Annotated in this window: 16 protein-coding genes; 9 read left to right on the forward strand and 7 right to left on the reverse strand. The window is 31.2% G+C overall.

Translation table 11 applies throughout. The annotated features are described in order from the left end of the window. Positions 1 to 189 precede the first annotated feature (189 nt). Positions 190 to 645, reverse strand: a complete 456-nt coding sequence (locus tag ACXLDF_RS03260) for a GNAT family N-acetyltransferase (protein WP_457557061.1) — start codon at positions 643 to 645, stop codon at positions 190 to 192. 269 nt (positions 646 to 914) lie between these two features. Here ACXLDF_RS03260 and ACXLDF_RS03265 point away from each other — a divergent pair, with 269 nt between their 5' ends. From ACXLDF_RS03265 to ACXLDF_RS03275, 3 genes are all read left to right on the forward strand, one after another. Beyond that, positions 915 to 1,625: a TIGR00266 family protein gene (locus ACXLDF_RS03265; protein ID WP_457557062.1), complete on the forward strand. Its 711-nt coding sequence runs from the start codon at positions 915 to 917 to the stop codon at positions 1,623 to 1,625. 297 nt (positions 1,626 to 1,922) lie between these two features. After that, positions 1,923 to 2,414 carry a hypothetical protein gene (locus ACXLDF_RS03270; protein ID WP_457557063.1) on the forward strand — a complete coding sequence of 164 codons (492 nt, stop codon included), beginning with the start codon at positions 1,923 to 1,925 and terminating at the stop codon, positions 2,412 to 2,414. A 29-nt stretch (positions 2,415 to 2,443) separates the two neighbouring features. Next, on the forward strand, positions 2,444 to 4,711 hold the full coding sequence (locus tag ACXLDF_RS03275) for a site-specific DNA-methyltransferase (protein ID WP_457557064.1): 2,268 nt from the start codon (positions 2,444 to 2,446) through the stop codon (positions 4,709 to 4,711). A 251-nt stretch (positions 4,712 to 4,962) separates the two neighbouring features. Here the strand turns inward: ACXLDF_RS03275 and ACXLDF_RS03280 are convergent, their stop codons facing one another. The 5 genes from ACXLDF_RS03280 to ACXLDF_RS03300 all read right to left on the reverse strand — a co-directional run bounded on the left by ACXLDF_RS03280 (position 4,963) and on the right by ACXLDF_RS03300 (position 8,483). Further along, the gene (locus ACXLDF_RS03280; RefSeq protein ID WP_457557065.1) at positions 4,963 to 5,388 is read right to left on the reverse strand and encodes a DUF134 domain-containing protein; all 426 of its coding nucleotides are present in this window, start codon (positions 5,386 to 5,388) and stop codon (positions 4,963 to 4,965) included. Then, positions 5,378 to 5,767 carry a NifB/NifX family molybdenum-iron cluster-binding protein gene (locus ACXLDF_RS03285; RefSeq protein WP_457557066.1) on the reverse strand — a complete coding sequence of 130 codons (390 nt, stop codon included), beginning with the start codon at positions 5,765 to 5,767 and terminating at the stop codon, positions 5,378 to 5,380. Before ACXLDF_RS03285 ends, ACXLDF_RS03280 begins: the two co-directional genes overlap by 11 nt. 171 nt (positions 5,768 to 5,938) lie before the next feature. Beyond that, positions 5,939 to 6,964, reverse strand: a complete 1,026-nt coding sequence (locus ACXLDF_RS03290; RefSeq protein ID WP_457557067.1) for a P-loop NTPase — start codon at positions 6,962 to 6,964, stop codon at positions 5,939 to 5,941. A 28-nt stretch (positions 6,965 to 6,992) separates the two neighbouring features. Further along, on the reverse strand, positions 6,993 to 8,000 hold the full coding sequence (locus ACXLDF_RS03295; protein WP_457557068.1) for an AAA family ATPase: 1,008 nt from the start codon (positions 7,998 to 8,000) through the stop codon (positions 6,993 to 6,995). Between the two features lie 84 nt (positions 8,001 to 8,084). Further along, positions 8,085 to 8,483: a NifB/NifX family molybdenum-iron cluster-binding protein gene (locus ACXLDF_RS03300; RefSeq protein WP_457557069.1), complete on the reverse strand. Its 399-nt coding sequence runs from the start codon at positions 8,481 to 8,483 to the stop codon at positions 8,085 to 8,087. 175 nt (positions 8,484 to 8,658) lie between these two features. Here ACXLDF_RS03300 and ACXLDF_RS03305 point away from each other — a divergent pair, with 175 nt between their 5' ends. Then, on the forward strand, positions 8,659 to 9,594 hold the full coding sequence (locus ACXLDF_RS03305) for a PIG-L deacetylase family protein (RefSeq protein WP_457557070.1): 936 nt from the start codon (positions 8,659 to 8,661) through the stop codon (positions 9,592 to 9,594). Positions 9,595 to 9,738: 144 nt separating this feature from the next. After that, on the forward strand, positions 9,739 to 10,104 hold the full coding sequence (locus ACXLDF_RS03310) for a DUF5320 domain-containing protein (protein WP_457557071.1): 366 nt from the start codon (positions 9,739 to 9,741) through the stop codon (positions 10,102 to 10,104). A gap of 142 nt (positions 10,105 to 10,246) precedes the next feature. Here the strand turns inward: ACXLDF_RS03310 and ACXLDF_RS03315 are convergent, their stop codons facing one another. Beyond that, positions 10,247 to 10,810 carry an Lrp/AsnC family transcriptional regulator gene (locus tag ACXLDF_RS03315; protein WP_457557072.1) on the reverse strand — a complete coding sequence of 188 codons (564 nt, stop codon included), beginning with the start codon at positions 10,808 to 10,810 and terminating at the stop codon, positions 10,247 to 10,249. 194 nt (positions 10,811 to 11,004) lie between these two features. On the opposite strand from ACXLDF_RS03315, the gene ACXLDF_RS03320 reads away from it, so the two are divergent. From ACXLDF_RS03320 to ACXLDF_RS03335, 4 genes are all read left to right on the forward strand, one after another. Next, the gene (locus ACXLDF_RS03320) at positions 11,005 to 11,775 is read left to right on the forward strand and encodes a DUF134 domain-containing protein (protein WP_457557073.1); all 771 of its coding nucleotides are present in this window, start codon (positions 11,005 to 11,007) and stop codon (positions 11,773 to 11,775) included. 201 nt (positions 11,776 to 11,976) lie between these two features. Further along, complete coding sequence (locus ACXLDF_RS03325; RefSeq protein WP_457557074.1) at positions 11,977 to 12,888, forward strand: hypothetical protein; 912 nt, start codon at positions 11,977 to 11,979, stop codon at positions 12,886 to 12,888. 14 nt (positions 12,889 to 12,902) lie between these two features. Then, positions 12,903 to 14,123, forward strand: coding sequence for a M24 family metallopeptidase (locus tag ACXLDF_RS03330; protein ID WP_457557075.1), 1,221 nt, complete (start codon positions 12,903 to 12,905; stop codon positions 14,121 to 14,123). A gap of 91 nt (positions 14,124 to 14,214) precedes the next feature. Further along, a complete protein-coding gene (locus tag ACXLDF_RS03335) occupies positions 14,215 to 15,081 on the forward strand; it encodes an EFR1 family ferrodoxin (RefSeq protein ID WP_457557076.1) in 867 nt (288 codons plus the stop codon). Positions 15,082 to 15,240: the final 159 nt, after the last annotated feature.

Here is a 15,240-nt window from a genome sequence, read left to right on the forward strand (position 1 = left end):
AGTTCAAATCACCATTAGGGAAAATCGATGCGGTCAAAATTGGGATATTGGGAGCAAAAGGGAGTCAAATAATGGAGTAAAGGCAAAAAACTTAAATTAGATTAATCTTAAAATACACTCAATTAAAGTGAAAAAATTTACTTAAAGAAAATTCATAGTGAAAATAATTATTTATATTTATCAAATTTTCTATGTATTTTCTAAAATTTTTGCCATTTCGAACGATTCCCCAAATTTCTCATCTGTTATTTTTCCGATTTTTCTGTAACCTCTTTTGATATAGAAATTAACTGCATTAATACTCGCGTGAAGTTTTACTTCTCGTAGTCCATTTAATTTGGCTAATCTTTCTAAAGAATCCATTAATTTATTTCCAATACCTTTACCTTGCATATCTGGACGTACAAAAACTGAACCGAAATAGTTTTGGCTAATTGTTGCAGTTCCCACAATTTCATCTAATTCTTCTGCTACTAAAACTAATTGTTTTTGAGCGGTTTCAATGAGATGTTTTGGAGTGTAAACTTTAATCATGCGTTGAATTACATTTTCTGGATAAAATTCACTGTTGATTTGCTTAAGATTAGCAATTATTAAATCTGAAACTGCTTGTGCATCAGAATTTCTAAATTGGCGTGTTATCATCGATTCTCATCCCATTTAATATATTATGTACAGCCCACTTAAAAAAGTTGAAGAAACGAATTTTGGAAAGTTAGTAAAGTGTAGAATGAAAGCCTATGTTGTGCATTAATATATTTAAAAATCGAAGAAGAGCAAATAAGTGTATATTTTTTTCTTTATTTAAATAGTTCCTAAAATTTTTAAGTGGAATGCATAATATTTTAATTAAATTTCATGCTTTTTTGCTAAAATGGAATTATTTATGAATTAATTAAATTAAAGTGATGAAAATGACTGTACAGGGTGTAGATTACGAATTTGAAATAGTTGATCGACCTACTTTTACATATTTGAAAGTTCTTTTAAAGCAAGGTCAAGAAATTAAAGCAGAACGTGGGACAATGATGTTTTTCGAGCCAACTTTAGAAATTCAGACTCGAAAAGCCGAAAAAGGTTTTTTAAAATCAATGGCACGAAAATTGGCAGGTGAAACCTTTTTAATGAATTATTTTGTCGCAAATAACAACGGTTGGCTTTCATTAGCTCCATCTTTTGCTGGTGATATGATGCATCTTCCTATAGAAGTCGGTCAAACTTGGGTCGTTTATTCTGGTGGTTATGTTGCAAGTTCTCCACAATTGGAGCAAAAAACTCGCTTTTTAGGTCTTAAAAAGGGGTTTTTCAGTGGAGAGCGTGCGTTCTTTCTAACCATTTCTGCTACTGAATCTCCAGGAGATTTATTTATCGGTGGAAATGGTTCCTTTATTGAATGGAATCTTCAACCAGGTCAGATATTAAATTGTGACAACGGTCACTTGGTTGCGATGGAAGATTCAGTGCAAATGGATATTAAACGTGTTGGTGGTTGGAAATCAACAATATTAAGTGGAGAAGGTGTAGTTGCTCAACTTACAGGTCCTGGAAGAGTGATCATGCAGAGTCGAAATCCACAAGAGTTCGCAATGTGGTTGTATAAATTTATGCCCCATCCAAATAATTAATTACATCTATTGATGTAATTTTTTTTATATTATTTTAGATAGAAATCACTTATGTACGAATAAGTTCTATACATTTGTGATAAATTTTTTTTTGTAGAGATAAAAATTTGAATAATTTTTTTAGAAAAAGTTTCAACTATTCTATTTAAATGGTACCTTTAATTTATTATAAATAGTTGAAGATAGATCTTAATTGGATAATGTTCTTAAGAATTTCAAGAAATGAACCTAATTGAAAATCTTTATTTCAAGTGATATGTGAATAACATTTCGAATTTTAATGTTTTGTGATGAAATATGGCTGATGTAAGCGAAAAGTTGCAAGAATTACAAGAAAGTATGCAAAAATTGCAGTTATTGAAACAACTTGGAGCAGAAAGACTAATTCTTGAACAAGAAAAGGAGATATACAAAATACAACAAGAAATCATGAAGGCTAATGAATCAACTTCAATCGATGCATTTGAAATGATTCTTCCCAAAAAATGTAAATTTTGTACTGAGAAAACTACCGATGAAGAGCGTTTAGAATGCTATGAGAAAAATTATAATACCTGCAAACGAAAACCTCCAAAAGTTGCTAATATGCTTAGTTTAGGTGCTGTAAAACTTTTTCTAAGTTATATTGCTATTTTAGCTTTGTTGTTTGTATTTCTGCTTCTAACTAACATCTTCTTGGATTATTTTCCAGAAAATAGATTATTAGTTTTTATTCTTGCATTTTTGGGATTATCTATGGTAATTATAGGATTTTGGAAGCCATTTAAGCGACTTCATTCCGCATTTTAGAATAATGCTACAAAGTGAAGGTGCTTTTAGTGGGAAATTCCAAAAACGTCTATTTTTTTCCACTGCATTCGAAAAATCAACAAGATAAATCAAAAAAACAAAGTGAACTTATAAATCAAGTCTCATTAAACTGGGATGGAAAATCTTCTGAACCACTGAAATTGCCTGATATTTTAATAAAACCTCTTTTTGAAATTAATCTATCAAAACTAATTTTTAATTTAAAAAGCCCTTATAATTCTACTCAATCTTGTTGGAAAAATCAAATTATTTGTGGTGATTCCCTTTTGGCAATGCATGCTTTATTGCAAGAAGGATATCAAAATTCTGTTCAGATGATCTATATGGATCCACCATATGGAATCAATTATAAACCACAAAGTAATCAGAATCAAATAGCAAGAAAAGGATATATAGATTCATGGAGATGTGGATTGGTTTCTTATTTAGATCACTTAAGAGATCGCTTTGTTTTGATGAGAGAATTATTAAATTCCACTGGTTCTATCTTTGTCCAAATCGGCCAGACAAATTTCCATTATGTGCGTTGTATTCTGGATGAAATTTTTGGTGCTTCAAATTGTGTTAATGTCATTACATTTCGTACAGCGATTAGTACAAATAGGGTCACAAATATCGCAGATCATCTCCTTTGGTATGCTAAGGATAAAAAACGAGTATTTCAACGTAATCTTTTTACAGAACGTCCAAAAGAAAAAACCCAAAAGACATTTACATATATAGAGAAAGAAGTAAGCAAATCCCATTCAAAAAAACTAGCATTTAAGCCACAAGAAGTGGTTTTGCGGTTGAAAAATAAATCCCAAAATAGAAATCCACGCCTATTTCCCGTATATTTGAATGGTAAAGAATACTATCCGTCTTCAGGTTTTGAATGGCGCTGGGATAAAGTTGCTTTTGATCGTCTTATTCAAGCTAATAGATTAGTCGACATAAATGGAAAATTATACGGAAAACGCTATGAATCTGATTTTCCCTTTATGATATTAACAAATGTTTGGATGGATACCAGTACCAGCACTTTTGCAGCTCGAAAACATTATGTAGTTCACACCAATCCAAAAGTCATTTGGCGTTGTATGGCTATGACAACTAAACCAGGTGATTTGGTTTTAGATCCTACTCTTGGTTCTGGCACAACTGCGGTGGTAGCAGAACGTTACGAACGGCGGTGGATTGGGATTGATACTAATTTTGCTTCTATTAGTTCCACGATGATGTGGCTTTTAGAGAAACCATTTCAATCTTTACAAAAAGATCCAGAAAGTCAATCTGTTTTATATCAAACCTTTATAAAAACTAGCTTAAGTTTTATTGCAAAGGGCAAAAAAGAATCAATTGAATTCTTGTTTGATAAACCTTTAATTAGTAAGAAAAAAGATCGTCCCCCTTCTCCCTTTAAAATTTTAACTTTAGAAGCACCTGATGGTTTAGTTGATTATTTTAAAAATAGCAATATAATTGATAATTTTAACCCTATATCTTATTCTATCATAAAACAATTGACTTTCAGTGCTGAAAGTATTGAAAATTTTGAGGTTAAAAGACTGTCTAAATTTAACACAATCACTACTGCAAATAAACCTTTATTTTCACCTATATTACCACATTTTGAGTATTTTGAATTATGCTTAACAGATTCAAAAATATTAATTATATATGCCCCTTTTTTAAGACCAATTTCTGAATTGGAATTAATATCCCATCTTGAAGATCTTAACTCTCAATCTAAATGGGATTATTTGATTCTAGTTATATCTTTAGGGCAATTAAGTTGGGGTGCTTATCATCAGCTTTATAAAAAATATGGTCCAACCTCAAAACAATCAAATCGATTAAGAATTGGGTATTATCATAATGGTTTAACTGTTTCTCAAATGAATGTTCAAGAGAGTAGTGATGTTGCTTACTTAAGTTCTTGGATCGATTTCGGTTGTCTTTCATCGAATAGTCTAATAAAGGAATCAAATTACGTATTTTGGGTCGTATTTCCAATAGAATTGTCTGATCGCTATTTTTCTCATAATATAAAAGTTCCATTTTTTATGAAGATCAATAAAAATTATAGTTCATTAGTTCCTTTATCAAAAAATACTAAAAATTCTGTAGGAATATTCTCTACATCATTATCTGAATTAAATGCATGGGTATCTCAGAATTCTCCTTCTTTTAAAGATCAACAGTCTCATTTTTGCGTATTTGATAAACGAGGTATAATTAATTATGGGATTTTATTTTCATCAAATCATTCATCAAATTTGCAAATGAATAAATAGTAATGTTGTTTTCAATAATGTGCTATGGCCGACAAAACTATATATAAAAGGAAGAAGAAGAATATAAAAAAAATAACTCCTCTCATCCCAATGGATTTTGATAGACTTATAAATAGTCAAGAAAAAATCTCACAGCCCACTTTGGATAAATTAAAGAAAGATAGAAGAAGAATACATCGATTTTATAATTTCGTCCTTCATTTTTAGAAAAAATTTCTTAGATTTTCATCACTATATTCTTTAATTATCCTTCATTTAAAATGAGTAACTATTTTCTTTAGTTTATAGATTGATTTTGAGCCACATTTTGGACATTGGGTAAAATTATTTGATGTTTGCCATTCATAATCGCAGATCCAACAGCCAAAACCAAACCAATCTTCATAAAAAACATTTCCTCCTATGATCTTAAAATCTTTATCTTCTACTAAAGCTTGTGCGATTTTTTCAAGACCTGCCCGTAAAATACGAGAGAATGTTGGCTGTGATACATTTAATTTATTCGCACATTCTGATTGATCAAGTTTTTGATAATAGTATAAGCGAATTGCTTCATATTCTTCTAAATTTAAAATGATGGGGTCATTATCTTCTTCTTGTCGTTCTAGATTTTTATAGTGGATTTTTACCTTATGAAATGATTCAGCATCAATCATGCGGAGTAATTTACGGGGCATTAAAACTATCCTCCATTTTGAATGTCGGGGGCATGAACAACTTTAAGTTTCCCTTTGTAAAAGCAATAAAATTACTTTTCACTGTTTCAGAAAGGCCTTGATATACTTTAATATCCATTTGAGAAAATCCCAAAAATGCCCGTCTACCAATTTGTTTTATCACTATTATATCAACCTTTGAATTTTTTAACAACATAATTGGAGTCATACATTTTCCTTGCTGGTGGGCGGCATTTTTGATGATTTCTATACTTTCAACTTTATTTGTTTCTGAGTTAAAAGTGATTAGTGTAAATGCTTGTGCATGTCCGAAGTGTTCGGCGAGTTTTGAGTGAAGTCCCTCAATTGAACTGGGAAAAGCGATTATTCTTGCAGTCATTTCCTCCTCATTAAGTGATAATTAGGAGAAATTGTGCTTTTATTTTTTACGGTTCTAAAATCTTGCTCATATGTAATTACGAAAAATGAGGACAGAGAAAAAAAACTTATTTGCACTTGAATTAAAGAAAAAAGAGTAATTTCTTCATCTCTCTAATTTCTTGTCAAATTCTTATTGTTTCATTGCTAATTCTCGCTTTTTCCATATTTTTTCAGCAATTTTTTCAAATTCCTGCAAGATTTCTGGATTTTCTAAAAATTTAGCTATTGGTTCTTGACTTACAATTGCATATGGCCATCGTGAATTGATAGGAAAAGATCCAAGAATTTCATATCCTTTTTGGCTAAAAAATACAGTTAATTCAGAATACATTTCAAGGTTCATATCTTTCTTATTTATAATTATACCAAATGGAATATTAAAAGATTTAACAATGGAGATCGCTCTATTAATGTCGTGTAAAGCTGCAGTTGTTGGTTCTGTAACAAACACAATAAAATCTACACCAGTAATAGCTGCCAATACTGGGCATCCGATACCAGGAGGGCCATCTATTAGAAGAAAATCTCGATTTTCTTGCTTGGCTTGAATTTCTGAAATTTTTCGAAGTTCGGTCACCATTTTACCACTCGTTTGAGATCCTAAGATAGTTTCTCCAGATATTAAAGGAAATCCATAATCTGTCATGATAGTCGTTATTGTTCCACTATTTACTGGGTTAATTTGAAAAGCATGACTGGGACATAATAACTGACAAGCTTTACAGCCTTCACATGCAACTACATCAATTACAGGAATTTTTTTACTTTCATCCCAAGCAAGAGCATCAAAAGAGCAGAAATCTTGATCAATACATTGTTTACAGTGTGTGCATTTTTCTGGAATAAATTTGGCTTTTTCGCTTGTTTGAACCGTTTGCTTATGTGATTCTCTTGATTTTTCTGATATTTTATTATGTTCAATACTATGATACGAGTTTTCAGGAGTAAAGAGAATTGCCAAATTTGGAGCATCAACATCAGCATCAGCAACAATGATCTCTCTATTTTGCTGAGCTAAAACGTAGGCTAAACTCGATGTAATTGATGTTTTTCCCACTCCACCTTTTCCTGAAATAACTGTAACTGTGAAAATTTTAGTTGTTTTCTCAGATTGTTGTTGTGTATTATGAGATTCACTTATCGATTTTACATTCATTTTTCATTTATCTCCTTGAGGTATTAAATTAATCTGTTTTTTTTATTCGTAAATTCATAGGAATATTATTATGAAGTGACTTTATAATTGCCTGTATATTATGAAAAATTTCAAAAAATTGGTTTTTTGCAGGAAAAGTCCGCGAATCTTGAATGAATGGTTTACCTTTAGCGTAATCTTCCATAATCGTTTTATCAACTTCAATATGGCCTAAATATTTTGTTATATCACTGGATAACTTTTTTGTAAGATAATCTGCTTCGCTTGTTAGATTTGATCGGTTCAAAATGAAGTAAGATGGTTTGTTTATAAGTCGAAGTAGTTCTAGTATTCTGTTTAAATCATGTTCTCCAAACGGTGTAGGCTCAGTGACGCTGATTACCATATCTGATGCATGAAGTATTTTTTCAACATCACAGTGTGCTCCAGGAGCTGAATCGATAATTATTATATCATACTGGTTCATTATTTCAGGAGTAGTTGCTTGAGAAATCAAGTTTTCAACAATATAAGCCGATAATGCTTCAGACGGTGTTAATTCCCCTACTAAAAGATCAAGATTTTCAAAAGCATTTGGTATAAAATATTTTGTTCCAATCTGTCGTGTTCCTGCTTCAATGGCATCATGTGGACAAATTCGCTGGCAAACTTTACATCCAGAACATAAATGCTCCATAAGAGATGGGTAATGTTCGGGAAATTGTAAAATTGCATGTCGATAACAACCTTTTTGGCAGATTCCACATTTCATACATTTTTCTTTATTAAATTTCGGGATGAAAATATCAATAGGTTGAGAAGAAACTATTTTATTTTCTAAACTTTTTCCCAATAAAATATAGGTATTCGGATTTTCAACATCACAATCTACCAGTAAGACACGAGAATTAGATTGAGTATATGCTACTGCCAGATTAGTAGCAACTAATGTTTTTCCAGTTCCGCCTTTTCCTCCAGTAACTGCAATAATAGGAGGAAATGATTTATTTGCTGTATTTTGAGCAATAATGTCTTTTTCAAGAGAATTATCAGTCATGGAATGACTCCTTTATTTTGATGTTGTGTTGATTTATTCTTTTATTTAAAAAATAACAAAAAAAAAACTTATTCGCACTAATTATTAGTATCGATGACCTGGGCTTGTAGCAGAGTTGATTTCTTCTAATTCATTTTTTAAGAATGCATCAATTAAATCAGCAACAGTTGGATTTTCTTTTTTTGATGGACCAAACATTTGAATATTAGCTTGTTTTAATGCATTTGCCGCATTAGGGCCGTAATGTCCACCAATAATGGAATTTACTCCTTCATTTGCAATTGATTGAACTGCTAAAGGTCCTGCTCCGCCCATGGCTTGGCTGGCTTTATTTTCAATAATTGAAACTGTTTCTATTTCACCATCTTTTAATGAAACGATGGTAAATATGGGGCAACGTCCAAAACGTGTCGTTGCTGTAGCTTTTAATCCTTGATCTGAAGTGCTAGGAATAGCAATTTTAATTGTTTTTGTCTCAGACATTTTTCTCATTTCCAGTATAATTAATTCTTAAATAATTTTAAAAATTTTAAATCAATAGAATTTTATGAATATTTATTCATAAAAATATTTTTTTAAAGAAAAACTTTTGGAGTTAGAATTAAAAGTAGCAAAATAAAAAGATTGAAAAGAAGAATTTTTCCAGTTGTATTAGTAAATGAACCAGAAAAAATTTTTGTTTATCTGTGCCCATCCTGATGATTTGGAATTTAACATTGGTTATCTAATATTCTGCTTGGGGCATAAAAATATCAATGGCATTGGAAAAGATTTTATTTTTTCAGGCAAAGATGGTAATCCTTCTCCTGCTCAACGCAGTGTTTCTGTTCGAATTATTAGTATGACTCGGGGAGAAATGAGTGATTATACTTTAATAACCAAATCTACAAAAAGAGCCGCAGAAGTCAGAACTGCTGAATTAATCAAAGCTATGGATTATCTTGGGATATCAGAGAATGAAATATCTTTTCTCGGATGTTTTGATGGTGATATTCGAGTTACTGATGGAAATATTGAGAGACTTAAGAGAGAGATAATTACCTTTCAACCAGATTATGTAATTGCTCCTGAACCAGTATATACATGGTATTTCCATCAAGATCATCGAAAAACGGGTAAAATCACTTATTGGGCAATTCAACGCTTGATTTCTGAAAGAAAAAATCCTAAAATGAATTTAAAATCTTCAAATGTTGACAAAGTTCCCGCTTTATATTTTTATTCTTCTTTGTTTCATCATTTGTACTTTCCTAAGTATCCTTCATTTCAAATTTCTGTCAATAATGCTCTTCAAGCGCATTATTCTCAGAGAGAATTATTATTTGGTATAGGGGTGAAAATGGATAAAATTACTACCTTTTTACATGGATGGCATGTTTCTAATCATAAATATGCTCAAGCATTGAGACGTCAATTCATTCCTGGACGAGACCCACTTTCAGCTAAATTTAAGCTTGATAAAAAGAATACTTTATGGAGAAAAATATTATATATTTTAGGTATAAAAATAGTTTATTCTTATACTATTCCAGAACTGGAAAGTAAGCGTAAATTTTTTGATGGAACCTTACCACCGTCATATATTTCACTCTAAATTAAGTATCAATCACCCTATTCGTTTATTTTTTACATTATTTTACTTTCAATTTGATAGCAAAGAGTTTAAATATATAGAATGAGTTTAGTCATTTAGTTATGAATAATTATTCATAATTATTTAAATAAAAAAGTGATTAATATGCCCTACGGAGACAGAACAGGTCCTAATGGATTAGGTCCTCGAACAGGTCGAGGATTAGGTTTTTGTAATGGCTACCCACAACCAGGATATGCAAATCCGGTTGGATATTCTCCATATTCGCAACGAGGTTTTGGTCGAGGCGGAGGTTATGGTCGAGGTGGTGGATGGGGAAGAAGTGGAGGTTATGGTCGAGGTTATCGACACTGGGCTCCTATATATGATGTCTATCCTCCAATTTATCCTCCAACTTCAATTTCTCCTGAAGATCAAAAGAAAACCTATGAACTTTATATTCAAAATCTTGAAAAACAACTTAACGATGCAAAAAAACATTTAGAAAATTTTGAAAAGGACAATGAATAATTGTAGAGAAAAATTATCAAAATGCTGATAAAATAACACCTCATTATGCAAAAAATTCTTTTTTTTAAGAGTATGCAATTTTTTGCATACTTTTTTTTCTTCTTTTTAAATTCTTTCAAATTTATTCGCAGTTTTTTTCTTATTACATTAAATTAAGTTCCTCAGGAGATCGAACGCCGGCTTTTTTTCTGTCTGCTGTGCAAACAAGATTCCCTCTACAAGGATCATCAGTATTTACCAAAGATTCAACTGTTAGATTAAGTGGAAAAATTATTGGACTCGCCATAGAAGTAACCAAATCCATTTGAATTCGAAATACATAAGGTTTGTTACGAAAATGTCTATCCAAGACAGCATCCAAATGTTTTAAGTTTCGAGAAGCCAAAAAAAGAGTCATATTATAATCTCCAGTGCTTTTAATTGCATTTATAACAAAAGGACAATATTCACATAATTCCATTATATCATCTGGACGAGTTGTTTTAAGATTAACACGTATTAAATTCAATTCTGGTATTTGTTGGAAATTTACACCAATTTGTGTGGCAATCAATCCTCTTTCGGCTAATTTCTTAATACGAGCACCAATAGCTGGTTGTGATAATCCTAAGATTTCAGCAATTTTCGAATGAGTTATCGAAGGATCATGTTGTAATTGGTCTATAATGGCTTTATCAGTTGAATCAATATTAAAATTCTTTTTCATTAGCTTCAAGAATACGTGTGCCTACATTATATTTTATCTTTTCTTTTCCTATATAATAAAATCAAAAATATTTTCTAATTTCATTAATTTTCATTTTCAACAGTTTATTAAAGAGAATCATACTCTATGTATTGAAGAATGATCAGAAAATCAAATGATCAAGTATATTCTTTAATAGATTTAGGAGGGTTTTAATGGGACGTCCCCACAAATATCGTAAAATTTCAAATATTGTGCCGAAATTTAATAATTACCATCCAAAAGGAATAAATTCTCAAGATGTTAATCAAATTTTTCTTAGCATGGAAGAATTTGAAGCCCTTCGACTTCGTTATTATGAAGATCTTAAACAAACTGATGCAGCTCAAAAAATGCAAATATCACAGACTACATTTTCGCGAATTTTGTCTAAAGCATACCGAAAGATAACAAAAGCTTTAGTTGAAGGATATGGAATTGCAATACAAACAGAAATCATGCCTCTACCAATTCAACCTATTCTGCCTATTTCATCTATTCCTCCTCGGTACGGTCGACGTAGACATGGGCGTGCTTTTCATAGTATTGAGAACTTTCCGCAAAGGGGGAGTTCAAAACCTCTTGGTAATAATTCATTTAAAGTGGATCAAGATAAATCTTTTCAACTGGATCAAACACCAAATTGGATTCCACGACCAACAGATCCAAAAAGTCAAGAAATGCAAGTAATTGTTTTTAAAGGTTGGGGATGTTTGAATTGTGGGTTTGTTTTTCAAACTTCGACGCAATCTGATGAAAATTTGATAGAAAGAAATGATAAAAAAGTGGGTGAATTCGCTGAAGAAAGAAACTATAAAGATCATAAAAACCTTGAAAAGAAAGAAATTTCTTCTTCCCAATCACTCACAACTAAGCAAAAACCAATCTGTCCGAAATGTAATTCTAAAAAAACATATCAATTAATTAAGAAATTATCTCCTGATTGACATTAGTAATTAAATAAATTGTTAGTAATACAGAATTATTGTTTTATCATTATTTCTGAAATGTAAAAATAGCATAATTTTATGTGAAATAATATATTAATAATCAAGATTACTATAATCAAAAGAATATTTTTGCATTCTTCCTAGTGATACATAAGAAATACATGAAGAAAAAGATTAATCTACAAGAAGGATTCATTAATGGAGAGCTCTGAAAAAATAAGTTCAAAAAAACAAACCTCACTAATATCTCACCCTTTTCAAAATGAAGGATTAAGTCAAGAATTATTTAATTTTTTTAGCAATCAGCCAGTGTCTTTATCTTCTTCAGAACTTATTGATTCCTTTAACAAATTCTCTTCACTCCCTAAACATTGGTCTGGCCGAAAACTAAAACAATTTTTAACGAAAGAGCGCTTATTACGATATACACGTGCAAATCCAAAGGGATATTATTTAAATATTAAAGAAATTCAAGAAATCTATCTTGAAGGGTCGAATTCATTACTCAAAGAATCAGAAAAAATAGATTCTGAAAAAATAAAAAATTCTTCAGTGATAAAAACTATTGAATCAAATAAAAAATACAATAGAGCTCATTTAATTTCTTCCCAAGAGTCTGTTAATGATATATTAGATACGATTCCTGATTTTCCACAATACCTTTTGGCAAGAATGCCAAAACAAGCGCGTTATGCATTTCGTTTAGGTGTTGCTCAAATTAATTCTTTATCGATAAGTAAATTAGATCATTTGATTGAATATTTAACTGCTGCCAAGATGTTTTTTGATACTACTTATTCCAATGAAGGAGAATTAGTTAAAGCAATTAATGATAAAATAAGATATATGTCAGAAATTTCCGAAATTCGCCATTCGGAATCCATTCAAAGGGAATTTCAAAAAATATTCTATTCACTATATTCTAAAGGAAAATTCTCTTCAATTATTCAAAATTGGGGTGGAAAATATGGATTGGATGAGTGTGCTTTTCGATGTTGGAAAAAAATGGGAAAAAAAGCCAAAAAAATACCGATTTCAGATTATGCTCTTAGGAAAATGATTGCAGAAGTATTAAAAGAAAAATTTCCAGATAAATTAAAAGAGAAGTAGAATTAACTCATTTTATGGGCCAAATACATAATCTTCGCATTAAATCCATTCAAAAATCCCTTCAAACAATTAAGCTAGATGGAAAAAATATCCATGGTTGGTTATTATACGATTTTCATAACAGGGATCCAATCACATATCGAATTTTAAAATTAAATGAAAATAATTTTCACTCGAGAAGATGGTATTATTATATTCCATCAAATGGGTTACCCCAAAAATTGGTTAGTGCTGTAGAACCAGGAGCTTTAGATGATCTTCCTGGTAATAAATCAGTTTATCGTTCTTTATCAGAACAGAAAGATCTTCTTCACCAAATTCTTTTCAAAGGAAGTAATATTTTGATGAATTATTCACCTATGAATGATGTACCTTACGTATCAATGCTGGATGCAGGAACATTTGAGCTAATTCAAAGTTTTGGTTGCAATATTCATTCTGCACAAGATTTAATCCAAGAATTCGAAGGATTAGTCGATGAGAAGGCATTTGAAACACATCAACGCGCCTCAAAAATTATGCATGAGATAATGGAATCGGCATTTGAAGAAATTGAGCGCCGTATTAGTGAAGGTCTGCAATGTCGAGAGGTGGATATTCGGCATTTTATTCAAGAAAGCTATAAAAAAAATAATCTGATTACAGTGGGTAGCCCTGAGGTGGCAATTAATCAAAATGCTGCAGATCCTCATTATAGTCCTTCAGGAGAAGGCCCAAATATGAAGGAAGGAGATTTGGTTCTTATTGATTCATGGGCTAAATTCGATGAACCCGGTGCTGTTTATTATGATCATACTTGGATGGCGTATATAGGTGAAGAAATTCCTTCTCGCATTCAAGAAATATGGGAAATCGTATGTAAAGCTCGAGATACGGCAGTTGAATTTGAGCGAGATAAAATTGAAAATGGGCAGCCATGTTATGGATGGGAAATTGATCACGCATGCCGTAAAGTTATTGATGAGGCAGGTTATGGTGATTTTTATGTTCATCGAACCGGTCATTCTATTGGGCAGGAAGTTCATGGGAATGCAGTTCATATCGATGGATTAGAAACACATGATACCCGGCAGGTGGTTCCTTTAATTCTTCATTCTATTGAACCAGGGATTTATCTTATGGATGAAAAGATCGGAATTCGCTCAGAAATAGATGTCTATATCGATTCAAATAGACGCGTTATAGTTACAGGACCTATCCAGAATGAAATTGTAAAAATTCTACCTCGAAAATGAACATGCAGTAATCTTTTCGTTTCAATTTTTTTTTTGGAGGAGAAATTAGTATATTTTTTATGTTACTTGAAATAATTGATATCTGATTATAATGCAATTTGCAATTTTTTATTTTTCTGGAACAGGAAATACATGGTGGGTAGCAAAATCTTTCTGTGAAATTGCGATAGAAAAAGGGCATCAAGCCCATTATTATTCAATAGAAAATTCTGAAACTGCCAATTCTGAATTTATTCAAAATACTTTTAATGAAGCTGATGTGATTGGATTTGCTTATCCGATTTACGGCTCAACTCTACCAAATATAATGCGTAGTTTTCTTGAGAAATGTGTGGAAATCTTTAAAAATCAAGAAACAAAACCTGATCAGAAGAATAAACAAGGAATTATTTTAACAACAATGGCTCTTTTTAGTGGAGATGGAGCTTTAGTACCTCGAAAATATGTTAAATCTATGGGTCTTCGATTTACAGGTGCTATGAATTTGCAGATGGCTTCAAATCTCGGAATTCCTTATTTTCGTTATAATCCAGTTGATTTAAATAAATTGGGGCGAAGAATGGCGCGTAATCGTCGAAAAATGAAAAAGTTAATCTATCGCTTAGAAAATGGACGAACTTTGAAAGAAGGGCGAAATCCTCTTTTGATAATTGGAGGATGGCTGCAGCGGGTATTTATGGAGAGTGAATTTAAAATTATGTCTAATATGTTCTCTATTGACCCTGAAATCTGTACTAAATGCATGTTGTGCGTTTCAAATTGTCCCACACAGAATATAGTTGAAGAAAAGGGGCAATTAATAATGAAAGATCTATGTACAGCATGCATGCGCTGCTACAATTTCTGTCCTACACATGCCATTAAGGTTTTTAAACGTTATGCACCACCAAAGAAGTTTAAGCGATTTAAGGGGCCAATATCGTCGTTTAATCTTAAAGTGCTTAGCGAAAATAAATAAATAAATAAATAAATAAATGAAGTTATGAGTAATTTAAAAAATAGAAGTTATTTCTTCAAGTATTTTTTTTTGATATTTACAATTGAAGATATTCAATAATGATTATTTTCTATCTTCTATGAAGTTAGAAGACATAAAATCAAATTGTGCGAATAAGTT

Source organism: Candidatus Harpocratesius sp. (genome assembly GCF_054039255.1).